1 protein-coding gene is annotated in these 581 nt (G+C 54.2%); it reads right to left on the bottom strand.

Features of this window, described 5'->3' with window-relative positions:
- Nucleotides 1–87 precede the first annotated feature (87 nt).
- Complete coding sequence (locus GE027_RS23860; RefSeq protein WP_153559505.1) at nucleotides 88–537, bottom strand: DUF4279 domain-containing protein; 450 nt, start codon at nucleotides 535–537, stop codon at nucleotides 88–90.
- Between the last annotated feature and the right edge of the window lie 44 nt (nucleotides 538–581).

The raw sequence follows: 581 nt of genomic DNA on the forward strand, positions 1-581 counted from the left end.
CAGCAAGAACGGCGGCCGTCACCGGGTACGCGTGAATGATTCTCAATTTCAAAACCGCTCGACCGCGTACTCCGGTGCACGCAATTGTTACCCGCCATTTGGGTCGTCGGATGTGTCGTAGTGGTCAATATCTATTTTGAATCCTAACGCATCTGAACGTCTACGAACAGCATTCGGAATCGCTGGCAGTGTCGATGTAGATCCACAGGAATAGCAGAAGAAGTCAGCCATCACTCCATCGGCCAGAATTTCGGAGATTGCAGTTCGCTTAGGTTCGAGTTGTTCGAGTAGCCAGATAAGATGAATGTGTAAACGTGGCGAGTCCACCCAGCGTTCGGATGACATTGTCCACGATCCTGTACGGCATGGGGAACGTTGCTCGACCTTGCCAGACTTTGTGCGAATCAGTCGCGGTTCACCGCGCCGATGTTGAGTGTCGGGCGGCAGAAGCAGGGCTTGCGTGATCGCCATTGGGTCGAGGTCGTCAGCCCAAAAGCGAGCCGTCGCGTACGCGCGTGTGTAGATGCGTTTCGGCAAACAGGGTCACCGATTGAGTAGCGGCAATTTCAGTCGGGTAACGT

The sequence above is a fragment of the Roseimaritima sediminicola genome (assembly GCF_009618275.1).
In the GTDB taxonomy this organism is placed as follows: Bacteria; Planctomycetota; Planctomycetia; order Pirellulales; family Pirellulaceae; genus Roseimaritima; species Roseimaritima sediminicola.